Genomic DNA, 20,343 nt, shown 5'->3' with positions numbered 1-20,343 from the left:
ATAAAAATATTGTGATAGGTTACTCTGTCTCTTTCTTAGAAAAAAAACGCTGAGATATACGGGGCCATAACATACCTAGCAAAATCAAAAATAATAGTAGAACTGAGGATATAATGATTATGGTGTAGCCCCATAGCGGATGTGAAGCTTTGATACTCACTAACTTAAGGGGCGCGGTTTGGCGAAACATAACCACCGATATATTTTCATAGTGCATATCCTGCAATCCGTTCTTTATAAATAGGCGTATCTTATCTGTATAAGCTGCTTCATCAATTGTTCCCTGATAGGTTATCAATACTGATGCCACCATTGAAGATGAGTCATTATTTTCAGGGCTAATACCAGGATAACTCAAATGCACTCTGGCGCTGGTGATATGCTCCAGTTCTTGCAGTGACTGACCCAGTCTCTGTTCAATAGCCGAGATCAGTCGCGCTTTTTCACCGAGGGGTGTTGACACCATAGCATCCGCAGGAAATTGTTGCGATATTTCAATATCTTCAGCGGAGGGAAGGTTATAAGCAGTCAGTAATACCGTCGCTGAAGCCAGACTTTCTGAGGAAATTTGAATGGAATATTTCCCTTTACCACTATCAACCTTGAAAGCATCAATATTATTCGACTCAAGAAGTGTAATGATTTCATTAGCTTGCCTTTCAGATAATTGGTCAGCTAATTTTTCATTACATCCACAAAGTAGAAATATAAGTAGCAACAGTGCGGTCTTTATATTAAATGATTTCTTCATGTTTTTATTAATGTTTCGATTGCGGAAACACCCTTACGAGCCAGCGTGCTATATAAACTGGTGTCTATAGTATAAGCGCTCAGTTTGTTTTGCCATATTGCAAGTTGCTCTGGGTCAGAAGTGACAGCTGGGTTATTCAATGCGGCGGTAATTCTGTCTTTCTCAACCTGGGTACCTACTGCCAGTCTGGAGACTTCTTCAGCTAAACGCGTATCTAGATCAATCAAATCCCCCGTAACCAAAGAGGGTTGAGATTCTGAAAAAATTGGTGCCTGTAATGACTGTGGTGATATCTGATTAATAAACATGCCCACGATAGTACTCCCTGTCCGTAGAATAAATCGAAAGCGGCAAAAGCAGCGGACCTACCTTGCCGCACATCATTTATTATTTAAAGTTAGCAATAATACCCTGGTCAATATCACGGAAAGATTTCACAACATTCGACTGCGCATTTTTGTAAAGAGTATACTCAGATAATGCAGACTGATATGCCGCCAGATTTCCAGGGTTACTGGGATCTTTTTGTAAAACCTCTAATGCCTGATCCAGCGATAATCTAAGATCTTGAGTACCTTGCTCAAATCCTAAAGACATGTTGCTAATATATCCCGTGCCAAACTCCGCATTAGCAACAGTGCTTGCATCATGCGATATGTTATCAAATCTAACCATATTAATTTCCTCATATTTCTATAATATCAATAGGGATAAAGCCAGTGGTAATCAGACATGATGGCATAACTGTCATCACCGTTCCGATAGGTCAACGGCCGTAGCCCAGGTTCGTCCAATCCAAAATAAAACTGAACATATTCACCACCAAAATTTTGTCTAAAACTGTCTATCAAATTCTGGATAACAGAATACTGCTCTCTCTCGATAACACCATGAATAATAAAACTCGCTCTTAAAGGTGTAATGTCTGTTGTAAACTGAAATCCTAATTTATTGAGTTTACGTTTAGCAGATACAATAATTTCTTGATCGGCAAATGAACCAATGATTATATTTTTTATCCACGGATAATTCTTACCAATCAGATTGTTAAATGGCTTATTACACGTATCTTCAGTACAACGTTCTGTACTAAATATTATTGCTAAAGTTGAATAATCAGTAAGTTCAATTTTATGGAATGGGATCTTCAGATCGTGGAGCATTGCCGAGAGATCAAGGCGAGCCGATTCAAGCGATACAATATGAATTTTTTCTGTATTAATATTACTTTTATTAAGTTCCTGCCAGCCCCAGCCGGCGTCGGTATCGTTCATCACAATGACATAAATACTGCCATCCTTAAGTTTAACGATATCAGGTTCAACAGGAGACAATAAAGACAGTACTGAAGCACTATTATCCACCTTCGCGTAATAACCGATGAAAGAAGCGGCGGCTACAACAAGGATAACTGTGCTGAGAAAAATCAACCAATAAAGTTGGCAACGAAAATATGATTTATCGGTTGATACTTTAGTAAATGAAGTATCGGCAATGTTTTCATCCTGATGCAGAGCAGAAAACGGCTCTCTGGAATAGTTTACAACGTCCTGATTCCAGGATTCATCATTGATTTTTAGGGCAATAGTTATCGGACCAATCTTAACAGGGCTGTTTAGGCTTAAAGTTCGATCTAAAGTCACTCCGCTATTTTGCGAGGAAAGGGAGTCTTCCCCGTCGAGTGACAGTAACTTGCAAGACACTGCCACTGTATCACTTCCCGAAGAAGTTATGAACGACAACAGAAAGCAGGTACTCTGCTCTTCGGGGGCTGGGACGACAACGGTGTTGAGGCTGCTAAAAATAGACTGCTGTTCACTTTGTTCCGCAGTTAATAACTGTTGCTGTGACATGAAGCGGACATGCACGTTTTCGCTGTGAGGTAATGGAATGTCTACTCCATACATCGAGCCAGAAAGCACCTTCATGACATAGTGGGGCAGGTAATCCATACCTACGTGCTGCGAAATCTCTTCCATAAAAATCCCGTACAAAGACAAGGCTACAATCCTGATAAGTAGTTTAAGGGATATAGAAAATGAAAAGAATAAACATTTATTTATTCAACAAAAAAGAAAAATAAATAAAAATTTATGTGATATTTATATGAAAGACACTATCCTATGCCGAAAGCTAAGGCTCCTGGGATAAAAAAGTTATTCAGAAGCGAAACAAAAGATAAAATTGATCCCAAGGAAGGGAACTAAAATATGAATATTAGTGCATATAATGGAACATTGTCATTTATTGTGATTATTTTATCAACAGTACTGTTCGGTTGCACAGTAAAAAAACCGTTAGTAAGAGACATCGCATTGGTGCCTGACGGACATATTACTAATCATACGCGTTTATTCAGGCAACAGCTTGTGTACTGTGCAACGCAGTATCTTGCAGAGACTCAACATCCAGATGCCGAAATTCATTGGAATCTTCAGTCAAAAATCTTAACGATCAATAGCACTGACCAAAATCTGGAACATTTTTTAAATATCTGTGTAACGGACGCCGTGGCCATGATGGCTGATGTTAACGATAGCGGAAGTATGACTATTTCTGCCAACCTGGGCTCTGAATAAATATGGATATAGGCCATGAAAGTAAAAGGGATTAAGTGGTATCCAGGAAATCAAATTAGTCGCAGACAGTTATCGGAAAAATTTATACTATGCGTCTCACTATGCGCTGAAAATAAAAAGAATCAATGTCTTCAGAATGTGCCGTGTGAAAATCATATCTGGATGATTGGCGAACAGGGAAGATTTTCACAGCAATTAGTCTATGGTCGCCAGATCAGAGATTATTGTCAACAGTCAAGAATTTTAACGGGCACTGTAAATATAGGGTATTTTTCTGAGCTGCTTGCATTTCTTGATGCTGCGTATCAGGGTTATTCTGACGAAAATACGTACAGGAATTCTGGTACTCAAAATAAGCACAATGGCAATGTATGCTTACGGTATTCAGAACTAGAACAATTATTTATTATTAGGTACATCAGAAGAATAGATGATTTTGACTTTGTTTCATTATGCAAATTTATACGACAGCAAGAGTCTTATATGATCGCAAGCTATCTTATAGGAAATTATATCAATAGTGATATTGGCAATGTTACTAACTTAAGTAAACGTTACGGTTTGTCATACTCGAATTTCAGAAAGAAAACACAATTATATTTCGGTGATACAGCAAAAAATAGAATGCAGGCGTGGAGATTGACAAAAACAATGCTGGATATTGTAGAGACAAAAGAAAGCCTTACTCATATAGCAATGAACAATGGATTTAGCTCACAGTCACATTTGAATCAGGTTATCTTATCCTCTTTTGGCATGACACCATCCTCATTGAGGAAGATAAATGAAAAATTATAACGCCTGTCATTCCGAAAAGTATGAGTTGTTCCTGCTAACCGACGAATGTTTTATTGATAAGTATGCGGTTCTCTCAATGTTAGTGATGAAATTGAATCAATTTTTTGCGTGTAGAATAGGTATTAATGACGGCCGAGTTTGTTTGTTTCCACTTGAATGCTCGAATATGGAGTTTCTCACGTCTTTCATGGATGGATATATCAATGTTTTTCAGGACTGAAACCGCAATGAAAAATTTAAGTACACTCATTGTATTGGGTATACTAAGCTATAGTGGAGTGGTTTCTGCTGTTGAGGATACTTCAACAAGTAATGGAATTAGCCAATTGACCCATAGTAACAATGTTACTTTAACGGAACAAATTAACACATTTACTGCCAATAATAAGAGTGTTGATTTTGTTTTTAAAGCGATATCATCACAAACTAATAAACCATTTATTGTAAGTTCCCGTGCAAAAAAATATTCGGTGACAGGTCGTTTTGATCTTAACAAACCAATGGAAATGGTTGAACGCATTACGCATGACTTAGGGTTAATTTGGTACTTTGATGGTTCAATATATTATATATATGAAGCCTCAGAAGCTAAAACTGCAATCATTCATTTTCCAGCCAGAAGCTACAGAGATCTGGAGGATTTCTTGCACAGCAATGGTATGTATGATCCACGATATCCACTTAAAATGAATATGCCATCAAATACACTCTATATCTCCGGGCCACCTAAATATATTGAAATCGTAGTTGGCATAGCCGGCTTTATGGGAGAGGGGTATTCATCATCTAACAGTGAATTAGTTATTGATACTGTAAAACTGCGGCATGTTTTCGTGGATGATCGTACTTATAGCTATCGCGGTCAGACGAAAATAATGCAAGGTATTGCTACCACAATCAACAACTTGTTTTCTAATAATGGAATTCAAGGAAAAAGTAATGTTGCAGTGAAAAAGAAAAATAAACCTGAGTCTACAGTCGAAACAGGGATCCTTGAAGAATCTGACTTTGGCGTGCGTGCAGAATTTAACGATAATGGCATGTTTTCTGAAAGTGAGATTAAAGTATTGCCATTTTCAGGTCGTAATAGTTTGCTTATTAAAGGTACGCAAGATCAAGTTAACATGATAAAAGATATTATTGCACGCCTTGATGTTCCTCGTAAGCAAGTCGAGTTTTCACTTTGGATTATAGATATTAATAAGGATGACTTAGAACAAATAGGTGTAAATTGGCAAGGGCAATATAAAGTCGGTTCTAACATCCAGACATTTTTCAATGCCACAAGTATCTTAACAAGCTCGCAAAGTGATATGTTTTTGGCAACCGTTAACGCACTAAGTCAGAGGAATAAGGCGAATATTGTATCACGCCCCATTATCCTGGCTCAGGATAATATTCCGGCTATCTTTGACAATTCGCGTAGTTTTTATGTCAAATTGATGGGGGAAAGAGAAGTTTCGCTCCAGACGGTTACCTACGGTACCTCCATCAATGTTGTTCCAATGATTTCAGATGATAACAATCTCGTTGAAATGAACATTGACATTACAGATGGAAATACTGTTTCAGACGATCAAGGTGATACTGCAACGGTAGATCAGTTACCGGTTGTGGGGAATACTGCTATCAGTACCATGGCTCGGGTGACTGCAGGGCAGAATCTTCTAATTGGTGGCTATACACGCGATCAGTTGTCTGATGGCGTTACTAAAATCCCATTGCTTGGCGATATTCCATTTATCGGTAGTTTATTTAAAACAAAGACAAACAATTCTTCAAAGGCAGTAAGACTCTTTTTGATTCAGCCCCGGATACTAGAAGATGATTTTATCAACAAAGATGCGCTTGATGGTTACATTAACGATGGCTGGGATGCCATTAACAATTATCAGAATATGACGAAAAAAATTAATCAAGATGTTTTTATAACACCAACTCATCAGGGGTAGAACATGGCATTAGAATCTTTGCCAATGGCCCGCGTTCGAAGTGCGGGAGGGATTGGCGATTTAAGCACCGCCCTTGTAAAGATGCAAGATGATGCTGAGATGAAAGTGGAGAAAGGTTCTTTTTCAATTGCGATGACTATGGCCGATGATATGTCAGCGTTATTGAGTTCTTTTCTGCAGAATAACCGTGCGGCGAAGGCAAAACCTTCATCACCAGAAAGTATTGCTGAAGACTGCGAAGCCTCAATAAAGGAGAAAACACCAAACTGTGTAGTAAAAATCAATGATTTTGCCAAAGCTGGAGCAACGACGGCAAAACAATTATTAAATTATCTACATCAGCTATTCGCCGATCCGACAGAAATTGCTTTACTTCTTCATGCGTTTATTTTAATGAAAAAGAAGAAAAAAGAAGATGATGAGTTGCCTGATATTTCTTCGGATATTCTGGAATCAGCACTTGAAAATCTGATGAAGGGACCTGACAGGAAAAAGATAAAAGCAGGTATTAACAGTGCAAATACAACCAAAAAATTTAGTTTGCAACTAAAACAAAATGAAAAGTCATTGCGTAAAGCTTATGAAGGTTTTATTACACAGAACCTTGAACCACTAGAAATATACCAGATGTCGATTGAAAAATTTGGCATTGAAAATCGCTATGCTGTACTGGATTACTATTCTCAGGCACTGCATTGTGATATTAATAGTTACGACCCCTCATGCAGTTCACTTGAATTTGGAACTTTACTTGAAGCAAATTTCAGAATGAATATACTTCGTTCTGCAGATCAGATGTTTATGTCGAAAATGAATGAAGGTGAGTATCTTCCATCAACCAATGAAAAAGATTTCAGATTGCTTGATTTCTTCTTTCATATTATTTTGCAACCTGATGAAGCTAAGAATTTAACGATTGAACTGATTAACAACTGTATGAGATATTATGCAGGTAGTGATAGAATCAACTTTGCTCAACAAATTTACTCTGCTATTAAGCCACTTCCTTTTGCGATCTTCGCAGATGATTTGGCCGATGCTGAAAAAATAAAAATGAATGTTGAGAATACTCTTGCAATGATTATCGACGGGTTTGCTCGTTTTACTCATATCGGAAGGACATATGGTTAATAACGGACTGGAAGATGATGTAAGCAATTTGCTGGCTGGAGAAGAAATTTCTGTAACATTCAAGGGGAATATATTCCGCTGTTGCCGATATGGAGTATGGTACTTTGTAATGGTGGAAATGCCTATAGGTATGATCGATCTTTCTGCATGGATATATAATAACAGTGAGATGCTTAGCCACAATGAACAAGTTCTATCGCATCATGATAAAGTCTATTATTGTGTATTGCAGAAAAAAATAGACATAACACTTATATACGACAGATTTATAAAGTATACAGAGTGTAATTAACATTCATAGCGTAGTCTGAGAAGCATATGTGGCAAAAAATAGCAAAGAAACCAGAATTATTTTTGGTTGTATTGATGATATTAATATTAGCAATGTTGATTATACCATTACCAACATGGCTTATTGACGTACTATTAGCTTTTAATATTACATTTTCTATTTTAATTTTCATTGGCACGTTTTATATACAGAAAGTGTTGGAATTTTCTGCATTGCCTTCCCTTTTGCTCATTACAACGCTCTTTCGTCTTGCGTTATCTATCAGTACCAGCCGTATGATACTGGTGCAGGCTGATGCAGGACATATTATTACAACATTTGGCAATTTTGTTATTGCAGGGGATATTGTTGTTGGCTTTATCATTTTTTCAATTGTTACACTTTTTCAATTTATTGTTATAACAAAAGGTTCAGAGCGTGTTGCAGAAGTTAGTGCGCGCTTTTCTCTGGACGCCATGCCCGGTAAACAGATGAGTATTGATGCAGACTTGCGAGCGGGAAATATTGATGCTGATGATGCCCAGCGGCGACGCTCCATGCTGGAAAAGGAGAGCCAACTGTATGGTGCATTAGATGGTACAATGAAATTTATCAAAGGTGATGCAATTGCCAGCATTGTGATTATCTTTGTCAATTTCATTGGTGGCGTTTCTATTGGTATGGGTCGTCATGGTATGTCCTTTAGTGGGGCTACCGATGTCTATACGATTTTAACAATTGGCGATGCTTTGGTCGCTCAGATTCCCGCTTTACTTATTTCTATCGGTACCGGCTTTGTGGTAACAAGGGTTAGTGAGGATGGGAAAAATCTGGGTAACAATATCATTGATCAGATTTTCCAACGTGATTTTGTTTTGATTGTAACGGCAATTGTAGCCATTTTAATTGGTTGTCTTCCGGGATTTCCATTGATAGTTTTTATGCTTATAGCCAGCATCATTCTTGCTGTTTTTTTTAACCGTACTGTGAAAGCTAAAAAGAAGGCAACGTCTTTCGGGAGTATAAAAACGGAGCCAGGAGGGAGTTCTGGTAGTGAAGGATATACACTTTTGCCCACAGCAAATATTATACCTGAAACTGTACCGTTGATGGTAATGCTCCCAGAGCAGGATTTTAGCAATCTGGATATTGAACATTTTGGCATGCGCTTTTCACAGGACTTTTATCTTAACTATGGCATTGAACTCCCGAAAGTCAGTGTAATAATGAGCCCAAACGTACAGTTAAACCATGTTGTTGTCCTGATCAATGAAGTTACTGCAGGTGTATTTCCAATTAAATTTGGATATTTCAAACTTTTGAATCTTGATGGCATTATTGATTTTCCAGGCATTGATATAATCATCACTGAATATGGAAATGAAAAAGAATACTGGGTCGCTGAACAGAACCAAGAGTTATGTTCATCTTTGGGATTTACGTTGCGTTCGGCAGAAGATGAAATGATGCTCTCTTTTCAGCTGCTGGTGACCGCACAGATCCCTGAGTTGTTTGGCATTCAGGAAACCAAAAACATCATGGATAAATTTGAACGCCAGTATCCTGAGTTATTAAAGGAAACGTACAGGCACTGTACTGTCCAGCGAGTATCTGAAGTCTTACAACGTTTGTTAAGTGAACGTATTTCAGTAAGAAATATGAAAGCAGTGCTTGAAGCGTTGGCGATGTGGGGCGGGAAAGAGAGAGATACGATCCAGTTGGTAGAGCATGTGCGCAGTGCGCTAGCGCGCTATATTTCGGATAAGTTTTCCACTGAAAATGTATTATCAGTTATGGTGTTATCACCTGAGATTGAAAATAAAATCCGAAAGGGAATTAAAACATCTGCTTCTGGATCATTTATCAATATGGAACCGGCAGATAATGAGTTTGTTATTGATAGGTTCGAGCATCATTTATTGAATCTTTCACGAAAGGATGTTGTATTTTTAACTGCAGTTGATATCAGACGCTATACTAAACGTTTGATAATGTCGCAATTTACTGATCTGGATGTCATTTCATTTGGCGAAATATCAGAAAGTGTTAAAGTTAACGTAATCAAAATGGTGGATTAATTAAATGGATGTTTCAAAAATTTCAGATACTCTAAAACAGGCGCTTGAGATAATGGGGTGTGATCCATCGTTGGTCGCTGATATAGACCATCATTCCACAATAGAACTCAGTTTTGGTGAAAAACCATCAATTATGTTTAGTACTGTTAACGGTGTTGTGGTTCTTTGGAGTGCTGTTGCAAAATATGATCATCATGCGTTATTAAATGCTGCCTCTCAACTTATCGAATCATTAGTAGCAACTTGTGACTGGAGTATGACAGGCCAGTTACAACTGGTTGAAGATGATGGAAGTTTCGTTCTAAGAGTATTTTTAAGTGAAAATACAATTGAACAAGGTGAGTTACTGGCGGATGTTTTGAACCAGTTTTATGATAGTGTAGAAGCATTTAGCCAGGCGCTAAAATAATGCAGGAAATCTTGCTGAGTAATATTTTTGATTGTAATGCCAGGATCACATCGATTCAAGGGACGATCATTACTGCCCCTTTGCGCCATACTTTTATTGGGGAAAGATGTTGTATTTATCGCTCTCTGAACGATTCACGGATTATTGGGCAAGCAGAGACAATCGGTTTTAGTCAGGGCAATGCTGTGCTGTGTCTGCTGGGCGGTTCAGATGGTATTTCATGCTCCAATATTATTGTTCCAGATGGTACTGCTTTTTCACTTTCAGTATCGATGGATACTCTGGGTACAGTTATTAATGCACAAGGCAAGATTTGTGAACGTTTTGCGTCGCCAGTTCCTGACAATGCTCCTTTATCAATGCTTCGACCCATTATGCAATCTCCACCAGATTATAGTGAGCGCCGACCAATCGATAGCTTATTTGCGACAGGTGTCAGAGCTATCGACGGGTTATTGACTTGCGGCATAGGTCAACGTGTAGGGATCTTTGCTGGTGCAGGAGCCGGAAAAACGTCCTTAATGACGATGATCATCAGCCATTCATCTGCAGATGTTTACGTTATTGGGCTTGTTGGTGAACGAGGCAGGGAGGTTACCGAGTTTTTAGCTGAAGGGATCCCGGAGGATAAGCGTGATAAAACCATAGTCGTCTATTCTACTTCTGATAGGCCCGCTGTTGAAAGACGGAATGCAGCGCTTATTGCAACCACTATTGCAGAATATTTTCGCGATGCCGGCAAAAATGTTGTTCTGATGATTGATTCAATGACACGCTATGCCCGTGCGCTTCGTGACGTTGCGCTTTCAGCTGGAGAAATGCCCGCAAGACGAGGTTACCCATCATCTGTTTTTGATAACTTGCCGCGGATCCTGGAAAGAAGTGGTAAAACTCAATTCGGCAGCATTACAGCGTTCTATACGGTATTGCTTGAAGAAGAAGAGGAAGTAGACCCCATCGGGGATGAAGTGCGCTCGATTCTAGATGGGCATATTTATCTTTCCAGAAAACTGGCTGGTACAGGACATTATCCGGCAATTGATGTATTACGTAGCGTCAGTCGTGTAACGCGTGCAGTATCATCTGATGAACAACGTGAAGCTGCATCTTTATTTCGAAATAATTTGTCAAAACTGGACGAATTGAAGCTGATGATTGAATTAGGTGAATACCAACCGGGTGAAAACCCAGCCACAGATTTAATTGTTGGGAAAACTGACATTATAAAGAATTTTCTCCAGCAAAAAATGGAAGATAAAACATCATTTACAGAAATGTTGGAGTTACTGTATGCCTTATAAAAGTATGGAAAATCTGTATTCAACGTACTGCGATAGTCTTATTCTGAAAGTGACACGTATTGAACGCGAAATTGAACGATTAAAAAACTTGCTGATTGTTAATGCTGAGCGTCATAAGGAGACTGATGGATGTATCATCAACTTATGGCATGGAGTTACAGAGAGTGAAATAACTAAAGACAATATATATGCTATTAAAAGAAAAGAATCATTACTGCTATCAGTTTTATATAGCCTGGATGCCGAAAAAAGTGAGTTAGTTGCAAGTCAACATGAACAAGAAGATAAAAAATCACATCTGTTGCAATTACGCGCCAACTATGAACGTAAAAAACGAAAGTGGTCTTTATGCCAACAAAAATTTAAACGTCTGCGTAGTGTCAAAAGAATTTCTCAGGAAGAATATTCTATAGAGGAATGTATTTCATGGAAAATATAAAAGCATCATCAGTGAAAACACATTTATCAGAAAACATGTGCTCTTGTGACGGCGTGCAATCTATTGATGGAATTATTCAGAAATTATTGAATGATACTGGTATCAAGTTGAAAAAGAGTACTAAGATTGAGACCTTTGACGGTAACAAAGATGAGATAAAAGGAGACAAGGACACCGAGCAAACTGTCCAGATTGCGACATCGGTAATATTAGCTGGGGAACCACTATTATCGCCTCTGTTGGCCAAATCCGTACCGCAGATACAAACGGCTCGTACGGGCAATAATTCAGTATCTAATGTGTCAACACGTATTTCCACAGTGATTATTAGCCAGCATGCCAGTGCTGATGTAGGACGATTAAAGGAAGAAACCCTAATCCACAGTGGGCCGGCAACAATTTTTACCGCAGCGGACCCGCAACATCAAGAGAATACTCAGAGATCTGATAAGAAAAAAAATGAATCTTCAGAGGTGACAGTGCTATCTGCTATGCCAGTGCCTGACAAGGTTATCGATGAATCCGGATGGGTAACGGAAAAGCTGTTATCTGGAGAACGTGGAAAAGAGGCAGTTAACCAGCAGCAATTAAAGTCCGCCAAAAATGTAACGCTTGCGGTAAACACGAAATCGAATGTGACCGAAGTTAGTTGGACCTTTCCTACTCAACAAAAAGCCCAGGTACGCATAGAACACGCTCAGAATAAATCTGATACGCAAATACAAATTATGCCATCGGACATTGAAACTGAACAACAACTGGTAAATTTCCAACAGCAACATCCGTTGCACGGATTGCGTGTAGATGGTGCCGTGTCGACGTCAAATGACTATCTTCAGAATCAGCAGAATTCGCAGCAGCAGAATGAAGCAAACCAGAATGTTCTAAATGACGAGGAGGAGGAGACGTGAATACCATTCTTTCGTGTTTACGGCACCTGGATGTCACAGAAAACCTGATCATGCAGTACTGCGTACGCAATGCTATCCCTTTGCTAACAAATCAGAAACGAATGCAGGGAGCGTTCATCCGCTGTAGTGGTCTTCACGCCGGAACGGAGGTATTTTTTTTTGTCTCTGCAGAAAAGCTTTTACAGAAATATGGCATGGAGGATGCTCGATTTTCAGTTCAGCAGATGGGAAAAAAATTTATTTCTTCGCTGTATAGTGAGTTGTTATCGAATCTCTCCTTAGGGACTGAGTGGTTTTCTGCACCTATTGCTGAAGTTGTTATTGAGGACCCAGAATGTCAGATTCCTCTGCATGAAAAATTCTACAGTGCAGGTGACAATGCCGGTTTAGTTTGGTTTCCAAAAACATCCCTAACCTCATTAGATGTGCAGGTTACGGAAATAGTAAACAATTGCCAGCATTTGCTTTGTCCCATCAAAATATCTCTCGGATTCACAGCGTTACCTGTGAGGGATATCGAAAATTTGGCCATTGGTGATGCCTTGTGGATTACAAATGTTCAGATTTACCTTTATGTCGGAAACATAGATTATTGTGCAGTCCAATATGAACAACACCATTTTACTGTAAGTGAGGATATTATGGATATTCAAACAAATAATGCTCTTGTTGATAAATTATGGTCCACAGATGGACTCAAACTAAACATTGAGTTTGTACTCAGTGAAACAACCATGACATTAGCAGAAATTAGTAAAATACAAATCGGCGATGTATTAGATTCCCAGATTGGTCTGGGAGGCAACAAAGTTGATGTTGAACTCCGGGTTCAGGGTAGAACGTTGGCAAAGGGAGAACTTGTTTTGCTGAATGATCGTTTGGCGGTGGAAATAGAGGAAGTTTACAACACATTGTGAGATGAAATTATGACGGATTATAATAGCATTGGTTTGGTAGGGATTCTGAGTCTTGCGACACTATTGCCATTTTTCATTGCGGGCGGAACGTGCTTTATTAAATTCTCTATTGTTTTTTCATTGATACGCAACGCCATTGGCTTACAGCAGGCGCCATCCAATATGACCTTGAATGGCATATCACTACTCTTAACTGCTTTTGTCATGTCGCCTGTTGCCCTGCAGAGTTATGATTATTATTGCCAGGAAGGTATCTCTTTCGATAATGTTGAGTCAGTGCAAAGTTTCATCGATAACGGCCTTTCTGGATATAAAAATTATTTATACCGGTTTTCTGATAAAGAACTCCTTACATTTTTTAGCAATATCTATCAGCAGCAATATCCCGTAACGGATGATCATCAAGTTGTTGGGATTAAACCAACAGTTGATAATAGCTCGTTATTTACGCTGTTAGCGGCTTATTCATTGAGTGAAATAAAAAGCGCCTTTGTTTTAGGTTTTTATGTTTATCTTCCTTTCATTGTAGTGGATCTGTTAGTTTCCAACGTATTGTTGGCTCTCGGCATGATGATGATGAGTCCTGTAACAATATCATTACCAATAAAATTGGTACTTTTTGTTGCCATTGATGGCTGGTCTAAGATTGCGACCGGAATGGTCATGCAGTACGCAGCGTTATGGAAAACGGCGGCATAAACAATGGACAATATCTTTTATATAGGCAATAAAGCACTATATATGGTGTTAATATTATCTTCAGTTCCGGTTATTGTTGCAACAGTGGTGGGGATAGTTGTGGCCCTTCTTCAGGCAATTACTCATATCCAGGAACAGACCTTGCCATTTGGTATAAAATTGCTGGCGGTATGTGCCGCGCTTTTTATGACTGCACCCTGGTTTGTTTCCAGCCTGAAAAGTTTCGCTGCCGAAGTATTGGTTATGGCATTTCAGATACCCTAATGAGTCGCCTATGAATGTTTATGTGCTCTACCATGAATATATCCTGTTGATTGTTATTGGGATGGCCAGACTTCTGCCAATAACATTTTTCTTGCCCTGGTTTAACAGCCAGGTGCTAGGGGGCATGTTAGCCAAAAATGTAATTACGTGTTTTATGCTTCTCGGTTTTTTGCCCTTGCTGAGTGTACAGTTTCCACTGGCGCCAGCGGCACCACCAATGGTGATTATCGTTCGGGAAGCGATTATTGGTTTACTATGTGGTATTTGCCTGTCAGTGCCATTCTGGATTGCTTTGGTGGTAGGTGAGGTCATTGACAACCAACGCGGAGCAACTATTAGTAGTACTATGAATCCAGGGATAGGGGTAGAAACATCTGTTTTCGCCAGTTTTATGAACTATTTCTACGGCGCGACTTTTATGCTAAGTGGCGGAATGGTTACGCTTTGTGAGGCGATAAAAAAAAGTTATCAAATATTTCCGGTGGCACAATCCTTTCACTTTGACAAAGCATTAGCACTGCAAGTTGTTCATCTTGTTAATGAGTTAATGCTGAAGGCTTTAATTTTGGTAGGGCCTATCGTCGTCGCTTTATTTGTCACAGAATGTGCGCTTGGTTTACTTTCACGCTTCGCATCACAATTGAATGCTTTTTCTGTCGCATTAACATTAAAGAGCGTTATCGCCATTTTCGTACTGCTGATTTATTTAACACCATTACTTATCTCCCAGTTGACAGGATTACGACTAAGTGATTTTTTACCGAAGAATTAAGCATAATGAGTGAAGAAAAAACTGAACAACCAACGCATAAAAAGAAAGAAGATTCTGCTAAGAAAGGACAGATGTTTCTTAGCCGAGATTTTGTAGGGCTACTTACGTTAATTGCAGTCTCCTCTTTTGTATGGATGAGCATCGATGCGAGGGAGTTAACATTTTATTTCGATTTATTCGTCAGTAGTGGTTTCATGCTATCAACGGGAGAATATGCGCGACTGGTATTTACAACAGCGTTTAAAATTATCTCTGGTATTGCCCTGATTTCTGTCTTTACTTCGGCACTGGTGACATTGATACAAACGCGTTTTAAAATGGCGTCGGAGGCGATTCGATTGGATCTGAATGCCATTAATCCAATAAAAGGATTTAAAGAAATATTCAGTGTTAGAGGTTTGAAAGACAGTATAAAAGCTATTTTGTATCTTGGGATGGCACTCACTGGTTTTAGTATTTTTATTATAAAGTATCATGGTCGTTTATTCACTGTACCGACTGGGGACATCCAGCATTTTATTAATGTGTGGCGTGGGTTGATGCCATTGCTTTTTTGTTATACCTTGTTGCCGTTTTTAATTGTTATGGCATTTGATGCTTTGGTTGATTTTTATTTATATATTAAAGACTTGATGATGACCAAGCAGGAAATAAAGCAAGAGTATAAGAATAATGAGGGTGATCAGCACATTAAAAGCGCGCGTAAGCAGTTGCATCGTGAATTGCTTTCTGAACAGACTAAAGCAAATATATTAACTTCAAAAATGGTGTTGGCTAATCCGACACATATCGCATTGGGCATTTATTTTAATCCTACGGTAATTGGCTTGCCTTTTATTTCAGTCGTCGAGAAAAACTCTCGCGCTGTTGCTGTTATTGCTTTCGCGGAAAAAAACAATATCCCTGTTATTCGCAATATCTCTCTGGCACGGCGAATTTTTAAGACGGCAAAAATTTATACTTTTATTGATAGCAGCAGTATTGATGAAATTATGCGCTTACTGACCTGGCTCGAGCAGATGGAACAAGCATGGAAGGATGATATTCCTCAGAATGACGAGTCAGAAAAGATGGAGGGCGATGTTAACTGCGATAAAGAAAATACGGAAACAAACATGAAAGGGGGGGGAAATGCGTCATAGTATATTTCTTTTACTGTGTTGGTACATGCCTGCTGCGATGGCAGCTCAGTGGTGTTATGAAGATGCTCAGGGAATCATGTATGTCGAACAGCAACGGACGTCAAGCAAGGGGCGTCGCTGCGCTATCGCTAACGATGATGCCGTGCAACGCTGGCAGGCCACGAAATCCAATTCCGCCATTCGCATGTCGCGTTCCTCACCGCGGCGTCAGTTTTCGACTCAGATGGCCAAGGGTCGTTACGATAATGTTATCGGCCACTATGCCAGACAGTATGGTGTCGATCCGTATCTCGTTAAGGCGGTTATGGCCGTTGAGTCCGGATTTAATCCGGACATTATCTCAGCAAAAGGCGCTGTGGGTTTAATGCAGTTGATGCCTGATACTGCGAACCGCCTGTCTTCAGCATTGGGGTATTCTCTTGAAAAGCATCGATTATCTGATCCTGAGATTAATATTCATCTTGGCACTTATTTTCTTTCAGAATTGGTGAAGCGCTATAGAAGTAATCTTGAACTGGTTCTGGCCGCATATAACGCCGGAGAGGGAAACGTTGCGAAGTATAGCAATCAAATCCCCCCGTTTAATGAGACACATAAATATATTAGAAATGTAATCAATGAATACAATGCCATTCATTGATTAAATGATTTAATGTATTTTTAATTCTAAAGTTAGAATAAATAATTTGAGTTACCTTGTCCTGCATGAAATTATCTTAAATAATTTATTTTTAGCTAATTAAGGATTGATTAGCATTTGCATAAGAAGGAACCGAATATGTCCCATAAATTCCTACATTCCCGACTCTCCGTTGCAGTTGCCAGTGATGAACCGATTGTCATTACAGGATTACGCAGCCTGCTTGCCGGGTATGCGGATATTGCATTTGTAACTCATTCGCGAAATGAATTGATTCATGCGTTATCAGGTAAACGCGATGATAAAAAATTAGTTCTGATTGTTGATGTATCTTTTGACTGTGAAAATAATAATGATGCTACTCACTATATCTCGAGAATTCAAAAGGTAGCACCGGAAATCAAGCTGATTGCGCTTGTAAGTGAAAACTACACATTTACTCCCACGCTCCGACGTCTCCGGGCGTCAGGCGTACACGCGTTAATAAGCAAGAAAGATGATTTAGAACGCTGTCTGCCAAAAGCGTTATCTTATTTGGCGACAAAGCGCTTTTATTCTTCTCCGCGGATCCAACAGAAGGATATAACTACTGATTATGCTCAACAGCAGTCCCAGTTAACCTCGCGAGAACTCGAAATTATTCGTCTGTATGCACGAGGCATGCGGGTAAAAGAGATTGCAAACCTTCTTAAGCGTTCAGTCTGTACGGTTGCGGTACATAAGCACAACGCGATGCAGAAACTTGCAATAACCAGCAACATACAATTGCTTCAATATATGCAATCTCAGGATACGCTTGCCGAGATGCCTGGTAACTAAAACGTTGCACACCTTTCAGGGAAAGATACGATGTCTACAAGTGTCACAACAGCAGGACAAATTTCATTTTCAACACTATGTACAACCACCAATGCAGTTTCTTCATCGCCTAAGGTGCTACAAGCTGCTACAACTGCCGATACTGCAGAAACGGGTACGCGCCGCCAACAGGTGATTGATATGTTGACAGAAAAACTGGCAGTCTATTCTGAACAGTATCATCAGCTTCTCAACAAAGGGATCCTTATCGACACGACTCCTGCACAGGGCGTATTGAAATCGTCTCTCTCTCGGTTCATGAACACCGGTGTTTCAAGTAAAAAAAGCGTGGGAGAACCTTTAGAGGATTCCGCTGTTGGTGGCTCACTCTGGGACATCACTTTCGACAAAAACATGGATAAGGACGGTGATGGCAAGATTGATGATCATATCGATTTCAGCACCTATATCTGGTCAAATGATAACGATCATGGCAATGGGGTGAAATATCCCGAGAGTGACTGGGAAATCTATGCGGATGTTAGTACTGAGCTTGTTGGGCTGCAAACAGATTATATGGATGTATATACGGATCTTGCTAATCAAAGCGTTGAATTTCTCAATGATGTTAACAGCTTTAAATCACAGATGGTGACATTTGTCTCCACTGATGATGATGACATGAAAATTGATGTCGGTGGTGTGATGGACGAACTAGATGCCATCATTTATGGGTGGGGGATATATGATGCTAACGGTAATATCAACCTGACACCCATTAACCCTGAAACGACTTCCGGCCTCTATCCTGAACGCGGACCTGTAGCTATCCGCGGATTAGATGCCCAGGGAGTCTATTATTGGGCTACACAACTGGAGTTATCCGATCAGCTGGCTATCGAAACACATATTGAGGCTGGGGCTGATGGGAAAATGTATACGGGTAATCCTGGAGATGATATAGATAATATTACGGTGGCTGATTCGGTTGCTAATCTTAATGAACCTCCAGAATCGGATTGTCGGCTGTATATGGTAGCTGAGGCTGATGGCACTTATACTCTCTATGTTTACCCAGATCTTCAGCCCGTACGGGATGCCAAAGACGCAACGTTTAGCTTAATTGGGAATGACTCAGATGCAGGAACAACGCCAGCAGGTCAGACGGCCACAAATGCGGATGTACCCTGGTATGATGCTAATTATTTCGGAAACCAGCCTTTCACACGAGATTATGGCAAAGGTTCAGCTGCTCAGGATGACAAAGGTAATTCGGAAATTGACGCTAACTCCTATTTTGTCATTCCCTCTTCTCGCCAGATGATGGTTGTGCCAGAGGATAAAATTAAGACGAAAGGATTTGTGTATCCGGATGGGTATACGTTGATAACATCAACGGATACTAAAGATTATCACGAATATGATTGCTTTTTGGTACCATCAACAATGGTGATTGCCGATGGGGGAGGTAAGTGCCATCTCACGGAAGATATTGTTCTTGAGACTGAATCCTATAACATTAGGGATAAAGGCCCAAATGTTAAAGGGCAGGAGGGTGCAAATATCTATGTTAGTGATGTTGCTGATTGGGATTTTGATGCCCATGGCGTTCAGGCATCGCCACCATATACCTATCGAGAAAATGCAGGAAGTGCCTATCCATCAGAGAAGGTTGAGCCACCTTATTTAAATAAGAATTATAAAGATTTAAGATATTCAGGGGATGATTTGAATGAGAAGACATATAGTGTTGTATCAACTAACGCCGAAATGTTTATTGTGCCTATTAATGAGGTGAATAATAGGGACTTTTATATACCGGATGGGTATACGTTGATATCATCAAAGAAGGATGGGGCAGAGCATGAATATTATTGCGTCTTAATCCCAACGACAATGTTAGAACCGGCAGAAACCAATTTTGAAGCTGGTGATAGTAATGCTAGTGTACATGTTACAGAAAGTGTTATTGTTATGGACAAAGCATATGACATGAATGGGACGGGAGGAGATAAAGCGAATATTTATGTTTCTCCCGCATCGACCTGGGATTTTGAGGCACACAACTCGGGTGAATTTGCTACTATCAGCAGCGGTATGTTTAACGAGTGGGAAAACTCGATGAACACGATGTCCAGTACAGTAGAAAGCCAGTCGCAAGTTATGTCTGAAAAATTAAGCCAGGCAAATACCATCTTCAATAACCTGACCAAGGTATTGTCGTCGACGATAGAAGCTCTACTGGAAACCCAAAAAGAGTTCCTGAAATAGGTATTTATCATGAGCGATATGACCATCAGCACAACGCCAGTTTCTGCAGATGATGCTGTTTCAGCAGAAGAACTCGACCCAACAGCGAATTTAACGGATGAGCAGCGTAAATTGATGCAGTTAGCCACTGCAGGATTTAGTCTGGAGTTTTTTTCTGATTGTATAATGGGAGATACCGACGATCCGTCTAATCCTATGTACCAACCGGAGTGGTGACATC

Annotated in this window: 22 protein-coding genes; 18 read left to right on the top strand and 4 right to left on the bottom strand. The window is 39.6% G+C overall.

Features of this window, described 5'->3' with window-relative positions; all coding sequences use genetic code 11:
• Positions 1 to 19: 19 nt before the first annotated feature.
• The 4 genes from sctJ to OGV89_RS06355 all read right to left on the bottom strand — a co-directional run bounded on the left by sctJ (position 20) and on the right by OGV89_RS06355 (position 2,730).
• The gene (sctJ, locus tag OGV89_RS06370; protein ID WP_286558322.1) at positions 20 to 751 is read right to left on the bottom strand and encodes a type III secretion system inner membrane ring lipoprotein SctJ; all 732 of its coding nucleotides are present in this window, start codon (positions 749 to 751) and stop codon (positions 20 to 22) included.
• Positions 748 to 1,059 (bottom strand): type III secretion system inner rod subunit SctI, encoded by a 312-nt coding sequence (gene sctI / locus OGV89_RS06365; RefSeq protein ID WP_226988878.1) that lies wholly within the window; start codon positions 1,057 to 1,059, stop codon positions 748 to 750. The genes sctJ and sctI overlap by 4 nt, the downstream gene beginning before the upstream one ends.
• A 79-nt stretch (positions 1,060 to 1,138) precedes the next feature.
• Entirely contained in the window at positions 1,139 to 1,426 is a 288-nt protein-coding gene (gene sctF / locus OGV89_RS06360) for a type III secretion system needle filament subunit SctF (RefSeq protein ID WP_003844113.1), read from the bottom strand.
• 26 nt (positions 1,427 to 1,452) lie between these two features.
• Entirely contained in the window at positions 1,453 to 2,730 is a 1,278-nt protein-coding gene (locus tag OGV89_RS06355; RefSeq protein ID WP_075206734.1) for a PrgH/EprH family type III secretion apparatus protein, read from the bottom strand.
• A 231-nt stretch (positions 2,731 to 2,961) separates the two neighbouring features.
• Here OGV89_RS06355 and OGV89_RS06350 point away from each other — a divergent pair, with 231 nt between their 5' ends.
• The 18 genes from OGV89_RS06350 to OGV89_RS06265 all read left to right on the top strand — a co-directional run bounded on the left by OGV89_RS06350 (position 2,962) and on the right by OGV89_RS06265 (position 20,339).
• A complete protein-coding gene (locus OGV89_RS06350) occupies positions 2,962 to 3,330 on the top strand; it encodes a hypothetical protein (protein WP_003844110.1) in 369 nt (122 codons plus the stop codon).
• Between the two features lie 15 nt (positions 3,331 to 3,345).
• A complete protein-coding gene (locus OGV89_RS06345) occupies positions 3,346 to 4,128 on the top strand; it encodes a helix-turn-helix domain-containing protein (RefSeq protein ID WP_182317042.1) in 783 nt (260 codons plus the stop codon).
• A 227-nt stretch (positions 4,129 to 4,355) separates the two neighbouring features.
• Complete coding sequence (sctC, locus tag OGV89_RS06340; protein ID WP_226988877.1) at positions 4,356 to 6,080, top strand: type III secretion system outer membrane ring subunit SctC; 1,725 nt, start codon at positions 4,356 to 4,358, stop codon at positions 6,078 to 6,080.
• A gap of 3 nt (positions 6,081 to 6,083) precedes the next feature.
• On the top strand, positions 6,084 to 7,211 hold the full coding sequence (locus tag OGV89_RS06335; protein WP_172724444.1) for an HrpJ domain-containing protein: 1,128 nt from the start codon (positions 6,084 to 6,086) through the stop codon (positions 7,209 to 7,211).
• Positions 7,212 to 7,529: 318 nt separating this feature from the next.
• On the top strand, positions 7,530 to 9,560 hold the full coding sequence (locus OGV89_RS06330) for an EscV/YscV/HrcV family type III secretion system export apparatus protein (protein ID WP_200003408.1): 2,031 nt from the start codon (positions 7,530 to 7,532) through the stop codon (positions 9,558 to 9,560).
• Between the two features lie 4 nt (positions 9,561 to 9,564).
• Entirely contained in the window at positions 9,565 to 9,969 is a 405-nt protein-coding gene (locus tag OGV89_RS06325; RefSeq protein WP_003844095.1) for an InvB/SpaK family type III secretion system chaperone, read from the top strand.
• Positions 9,969 to 11,270 (top strand): type III secretion system ATPase SctN, encoded by a 1,302-nt coding sequence (sctN, locus tag OGV89_RS06320; RefSeq protein ID WP_032939141.1) that lies wholly within the window; start codon positions 9,969 to 9,971, stop codon positions 11,268 to 11,270. The genes OGV89_RS06325 and sctN overlap by 1 nt, the downstream gene beginning before the upstream one ends.
• A complete protein-coding gene (locus OGV89_RS06315; RefSeq protein ID WP_046671145.1) occupies positions 11,260 to 11,709 on the top strand; it encodes a hypothetical protein in 450 nt (149 codons plus the stop codon). Before sctN ends, OGV89_RS06315 begins: the two co-directional genes overlap by 11 nt.
• A complete protein-coding gene (locus OGV89_RS06310) occupies positions 11,697 to 12,620 on the top strand; it encodes a hypothetical protein (RefSeq protein WP_003844090.1) in 924 nt (307 codons plus the stop codon). The genes OGV89_RS06315 and OGV89_RS06310 overlap by 13 nt, the downstream gene beginning before the upstream one ends.
• Positions 12,617 to 13,537 carry a FliM/FliN family flagellar motor switch protein gene (locus OGV89_RS06305; protein ID WP_003844089.1) on the top strand — a complete coding sequence of 307 codons (921 nt, stop codon included), beginning with the start codon at positions 12,617 to 12,619 and terminating at the stop codon, positions 13,535 to 13,537. Before OGV89_RS06310 ends, OGV89_RS06305 begins: the two co-directional genes overlap by 4 nt.
• A gap of 9 nt (positions 13,538 to 13,546) precedes the next feature.
• On the top strand, positions 13,547 to 14,236 hold the full coding sequence (locus tag OGV89_RS06300; protein WP_003844087.1) for an EscR/YscR/HrcR family type III secretion system export apparatus protein: 690 nt from the start codon (positions 13,547 to 13,549) through the stop codon (positions 14,234 to 14,236).
• A gap of 3 nt (positions 14,237 to 14,239) precedes the next feature.
• A complete protein-coding gene (gene sctS, locus OGV89_RS06295) occupies positions 14,240 to 14,500 on the top strand; it encodes a type III secretion system export apparatus subunit SctS (protein WP_003844086.1) in 261 nt (86 codons plus the stop codon).
• A 10-nt stretch (positions 14,501 to 14,510) separates the two neighbouring features.
• A complete protein-coding gene (sctT, locus tag OGV89_RS06290) occupies positions 14,511 to 15,272 on the top strand; it encodes a type III secretion system export apparatus subunit SctT (protein ID WP_003844085.1) in 762 nt (253 codons plus the stop codon).
• A 5-nt stretch (positions 15,273 to 15,277) separates the two neighbouring features.
• A complete protein-coding gene (locus tag OGV89_RS06285) occupies positions 15,278 to 16,414 on the top strand; it encodes an EscU/YscU/HrcU family type III secretion system export apparatus switch protein (RefSeq protein WP_003844083.1) in 1,137 nt (378 codons plus the stop codon).
• Positions 16,404 to 17,054 (top strand): lytic transglycosylase domain-containing protein, encoded by a 651-nt coding sequence (locus OGV89_RS06280; protein WP_003844081.1) that lies wholly within the window; start codon positions 16,404 to 16,406, stop codon positions 17,052 to 17,054. Before OGV89_RS06285 ends, OGV89_RS06280 begins: the two co-directional genes overlap by 11 nt.
• 138 nt (positions 17,055 to 17,192) lie before the next feature.
• A complete protein-coding gene (locus OGV89_RS06275; protein ID WP_003844080.1) occupies positions 17,193 to 17,873 on the top strand; it encodes a LuxR C-terminal-related transcriptional regulator in 681 nt (226 codons plus the stop codon).
• Between the two features lie 30 nt (positions 17,874 to 17,903).
• Positions 17,904 to 20,123, top strand: a complete 2,220-nt coding sequence (locus OGV89_RS06270; RefSeq protein ID WP_233591894.1) for an IpaD/SipD/SspD family type III secretion system needle tip protein — start codon at positions 17,904 to 17,906, stop codon at positions 20,121 to 20,123.
• Between the two features lie 9 nt (positions 20,124 to 20,132).
• Positions 20,133 to 20,339, top strand: coding sequence for a hypothetical protein (locus OGV89_RS06265; RefSeq protein ID WP_003844076.1), 207 nt, complete (start codon positions 20,133 to 20,135; stop codon positions 20,337 to 20,339).
• The last annotated feature ends 4 nt before the right edge of the window (positions 20,340 to 20,343 follow it).

Origin of the sequence: Citrobacter sp. Cf125 (assembly GCF_030333935.1) — a bacterium.
In the GTDB taxonomy this organism is placed as follows: Bacteria; Pseudomonadota; Gammaproteobacteria; order Enterobacterales; family Enterobacteriaceae; genus Citrobacter; species Citrobacter freundii.
The sequence above is the reverse complement of the archived record's forward strand: the minus strand, read 5'-3'. Positions and strand labels throughout refer to the sequence as shown.